General features: G+C 43.0%; 8 protein-coding genes and 1 other RNA gene. All 9 read left to right on the top strand.

Annotated elements, in window-relative coordinates:
* Nucleotides 1–181, top strand: a 181-nt coding sequence (locus HY877_03980; GenBank protein MBI5299436.1) for a hypothetical protein, incomplete at its 5' end; no start/stop codon positions are given.
* A gap of 273 nt (nt 182–454) precedes the next feature.
* Complete coding sequence (locus HY877_03975) at nt 455–1,261, top strand: hypothetical protein (protein MBI5299435.1); 807 nt, start codon at nt 455–457, stop codon at nt 1,259–1,261.
* Between the two features lie 76 nt (nt 1,262–1,337).
* On the top strand, nt 1,338–2,000 hold the full coding sequence (locus tag HY877_03970) for a hypothetical protein (protein ID MBI5299434.1): 663 nt from the start codon (nt 1,338–1,340) through the stop codon (nt 1,998–2,000).
* Nucleotides 2,001–2,070: 70 nt separating this feature from the next.
* Nucleotides 2,071–2,352, top strand: a complete 282-nt coding sequence (locus HY877_03965; protein ID MBI5299433.1) for a type II toxin-antitoxin system RelE/ParE family toxin — start codon at nt 2,071–2,073, stop codon at nt 2,350–2,352.
* Nucleotides 2,353–2,361: 9 nt separating this feature from the next.
* Entirely contained in the window at nt 2,362–2,676 is a 315-nt protein-coding gene (locus HY877_03960) for a HigA family addiction module antidote protein (GenBank protein MBI5299432.1), read from the top strand.
* A gap of 10 nt (nt 2,677–2,686) precedes the next feature.
* Complete coding sequence (locus tag HY877_03955) at nt 2,687–3,001, top strand: hypothetical protein (protein ID MBI5299431.1); 315 nt, start codon at nt 2,687–2,689, stop codon at nt 2,999–3,001.
* Between the two features lie 4 nt (nt 3,002–3,005).
* A complete protein-coding gene (locus tag HY877_03950) occupies nt 3,006–3,293 on the top strand; it encodes a cell division protein ZapA (GenBank protein ID MBI5299430.1) in 288 nt (95 codons plus the stop codon).
* A 71-nt stretch (nt 3,294–3,364) separates the two neighbouring features.
* Nucleotides 3,365–3,547, top strand: a non-coding RNA gene (gene ssrS, locus HY877_03945) — 6S RNA.
* Between the two features lie 508 nt (nt 3,548–4,055).
* Nucleotides 4,056–4,270: 5-formyltetrahydrofolate cyclo-ligase (locus HY877_03940; protein ID MBI5299429.1), on the top strand; the 215-nt coding region annotated here is incomplete at its 3' end.

Genomic DNA, 4,270 nt, shown 5'->3' with positions numbered 1-4,270 from the left:
GGTCGAGATCTACGACTGTTTTGAAAGCAAGAAGCTGGAAGCGGGCAAGAGAAGCCTGGCCTTTGCCCTGGCATTTCAATCCCCGGAAAAGACCCTGACCGACGACGAAGTGAACCCGGTTTTCGACAAGATCGTAAAAGCGCTGGGCGACAAATACGGCGCGACGCTCAGAAGCATTTGAAGTAAATGTTGCCATGCAAAGACAGGGAAAATGTACATGGATGGACAGGATGAGCAGGATAAAAACATAAAGCCCCAGTCAGTTTTCACGCAAAGGCGCGAAGTCCGCAAAGAAAAGATAATAGCGTTGTTGTTCTCTGCGCTCCTCTGCACAGTGTCAACGTGATCGTCCACCCTCTACAATTTACGTCGGGACAGGTGTGTAAAGAATTTCATTATCTTGTGAGGCTCTCCAACATTCCTAAAATAGTCTTGTTATCTGATTGACAATAATATGGCTGATATCAAAATCCGAACATCGTCTGACGTGAGGTTTTCAAGGCGTTTTACGGTTGGAGATTTCAACTCGATCGTAAAAGATTTTGATTTGGTTGGATCTTTAATGTCTTTACAAAAACTTGGTGCGTTGATGGGAAATCAGGTTTGGGTTAACGCAAATATTGAGTTTGAATTTTTTAACTCTCCAAAAATCAAACTTAAGGCGGGAATGCTAACGAAAGATTTTGTGTCTTTTTTCGCAAAACAAGTTTTGCTGAATTGCGAAAAAAAAGATGTTCAATACAATGATGTTGATCTTCTGAATTTAATTTATTTGTATGGCAATCTTGAAATAGACTTGCATGATATAAAGTCAAACGGCGAAATAAAAGAAAAGGGCTGGTTGTGGATGATTAGAACAATTAATCACCAGTGGCATTATCTGAGATCGCCATCTAATATTGTGGCTAGATATTTCTGGATCTTTTCAAAAGTTTTTGAGCGTAATGGTGAGTTGGGCGCAATGCTAAATCAGGCATTAGGCATTGAAATTATTAAGGCAATGAAAATCGGTGTTTGTCTTTATGCCAATTTTAGCTTAAGAGAAGATGGGGAGTTCGTCACCTCGTTTTTGATGAGTAACCATACAACCCCTCAGATCGAATCTCCCAAGCGGTTACTGACGGAAGAAAATATTCTCAGGTTCCTTGATGTTTTTGCGGTAACCCCTGAACAGTTCAGGGAAGAATCTGAAAAATACGAGTTGGCTGAAGCAACTCTGAAAAAGTATGAGTTCAATCCTTTAAAAAGGTTTCCTTATTAAAATAAAGTCAGAAAATGAAAATGAGCGGTATATCATTCCTTCCCTCCCCGATTTCCTCTACGGTTCTTTTGAGGGCTTGTATTATGTTTTACTTGATAAACTTGATATGAGGGAGAAGGGTAGGTTGTTGGAGGAGATTGGAGCAGTTTTTGAAACGTATGTTGGTGAACTTATCAAACAAAATAATATTGATGTTTGGAGCCGGGCGAAAGTTTTTTCAGAAAAAACTTGTAAAATTGGTGGTGATGAATGGAAAAGCGCTGATTGGATTTTGGTCTCAGATGAGTATGTTTTTCAAATTGAATGCAAAAAGAGAAAAATTGATAACTACGCAAGGGCGGGGGTGCAAAGCGCCAATGGCTCCGGAATTGAGGCGTTGCTTGGTGATATCGCAAAAGAGGTTGAAAAAAATGTGAGAAAAGAAAGCCATCTTAAGGAAGGCAAAATAGATGGGGTGAGTTATAAAAAGCAAAAAGTGGTAAACATTCTCGTGTTTTTGGATGAAATGTTTGCTATAAATCGTTATGCTCGCGAAAAAGTTAAAGAAAGTATGAAGGCGCAATCTGACAACTTTTACATTTTAGGATGTTGGGAGTTTGAGTTGGCCTGCCAGCAGTCAAAAGACAAACAACAAGACTTATACCACTCTATAGTGGATGTAGTGAATAATAGCACAGAAATTTCTCATGTGGATTTTTTGGATAGGATTTATTCGGATTTTTTTGATGATTTGAATTAAGCCTGCCTTTTACCTGAACTTCTTCTACTGACGCTTGACGTTATTATCGCCCCACGTTATTATTCCGGATATGATCAAGTCGTTCTGCTGTGCGGAGACCGAGAAGGTTTTCAATCGTGAGTTTTCCAAAAAGCTTCCCCATGATATCCAGCGTGCCGCTTTAAGGAAGCTTCGCATGTTGAACCGGGCGCTTGTTTTGAGCGATCTTCGTAATCCACCATCCAACCATCTTGAGCTCTTGAAGGGCGATCGAAAAGGGCAATACAGCGTGCGAATCAACAATCAATGGCGTGTTTGTTTCCGTTGGGACGGTCAAGACGCACATGATGTGGAAATAGCGGATTACCATTAGGAGACTATTATGAGGAAAAGAAAAATGCCGCCGCTTCATCCAGGCGAAATACTTTTGGAAGAGTTTATGGCGCCGAAGGGAATCAGCCAGTATCGGTTGGCCAGGGATATCCATGTTTCTCCGCGCCGTGTCAACGAGATTGTCCACGGTAAGCGGGCGGTTACCGCCGACACCGCCCTGCGTCTTGGATTATATTTTGGCGTGACTCCCCAGTTCTGGCTTGGTTTGCAATCTGACTACGATCTGGATAGGGCGAAAGACGCTGATGAAGCACGCTTGAAACGGGAAATTCAGCCCTGCGCCGCTATGGGAACTCAGGTCTGACAGGGATTTCTTGACACCCCATTTACCCTCTGTTACGATTTTTGCCATGGGACAAAAAAAGATTGAAAATTTAGAGGAGTTGGTCGGCGCACTGGTCAAGGAAGTACGCGGTCTCCGGGCGGAAAACAGCCGGTTGAAAGAAGAAAATATCCGCTTGTCCGATGAGTTGGCGGCGGCGGTCGTTGAGGTGAAAAAAAATCAGGTCAAACTGGAACGGCTCGCTTTGTTGGAACGATCTTGCCATAAAATGGAAACGAGCAATGTCTCAGCTCGTATTAAAATCCAGAATATCCTGGCTGAACTCGAAAGAACGGATTGGAGCTAGACCTATGGCGTCTACAGTACAAATCAAGATTTACGGAAAAACCTACGTTGTAAAACGCACTTCAAAGCAAACAGATTTGAATGAGCTTGCCAGATTTGTTGACTCCAAAATGCAGGAATTGTCTTATGGCGCGGCGAAGACCTCCACCATTGATCTGGCGGTCTTGACCGCTCTCAACATTGCCCAGGAGTTGATGGAGCTGAAAAATGAGATCAACTCCAACCGTGAATTTGTTGAGGCAAAAACCGAGGCGATGATTGAACGGTTGTCCGAGGTGTTAAACGAGAAATAAGAGGCGATAGATATCACTTGACGATAATTGTCTTTATGCTAGGATGAAATTGTAAAGCAAAAGAAAATTTTGCTTCCCTGTTGTGTTCGTGCAAGTAGCGACTTTCTTGAACCAACTCATATCAAAAGGGGTCGAAAGCTCGATTGTGGTGTGCAAGCCTTTCTCGAAAAGGAAGCCTGAAACAGTCATGGAGATCCCACCTGTCTTTGACAGGTTCAATAAAGCCACTTTGTATCGGCATATGCGGGGAAGCTCCCAAAATAATGCGTTGGTTTGTCAGACGTCGTGGTAGGTATCAGGAGACAGTATTTAGAAAGAAATGTAGTGCCGAAAAAAGGGGCGTTCAGGGGGTAGCATGGAATTGATTGGTCAGGAAATCGTATTGAGCATCTGGATTTTGATGATGATAAGTGGAATTTGCGTTGCCAAACGAGATAATAAAAAGAGTTTCGTTTTTATTTATAATGAGTTGGATGGTAATAAAAGTCGATCCCCCCTTTCTATGAACAGTATTGCCTGGAAGAGGTTGCGCTATAAATTTCTTCCTGATTGCCCTTGATTATCTGACTGCTACACTCGCCAGCCCTCTCGGCTGTTTCTCCTCTTCTCTCCCAGCGCTCGTCTTTTTTGTTCCTTAGAATTGATTCATGCATATTCAATTGGTTGTTTGCGTTCGATTCCAGGCGGTTTTGGCTTCTTCCCTGGGTATTCTTGCGACCAGGTTTTGACGTGATATCGACAAAGGAATCAATCAGAAGGGAGATGAAGGCTATCCGGGTCAGCCTTGACGCGGAAGCCGTCAAGCAAAAGAGCCGCCGGATTGCCATGAATTTGTTTGCTCTGGATGAGTTTCAACGTTCTCTTCACATAATGTTTTATCTGGCGTTGGAGAAGGAAGTACAGACAGACGAAATGATCGTCCGGGCATTGGCGATGGGGAAGAAGGTTTATGTCCCTTTTGTGGACAAGGAAAAGCG

Source organism: Deltaproteobacteria bacterium, assembly GCA_016213065.1.
In the GTDB taxonomy this organism is placed as follows: Bacteria; UBA10199; UBA10199; order SPLOWO2-01-44-7; family SPLOWO2-01-44-7; genus JACRBV01.
The sequence above is the reverse complement of the archived record's forward strand: the minus strand, read 5'-3'. Positions and strand labels throughout refer to the sequence as shown.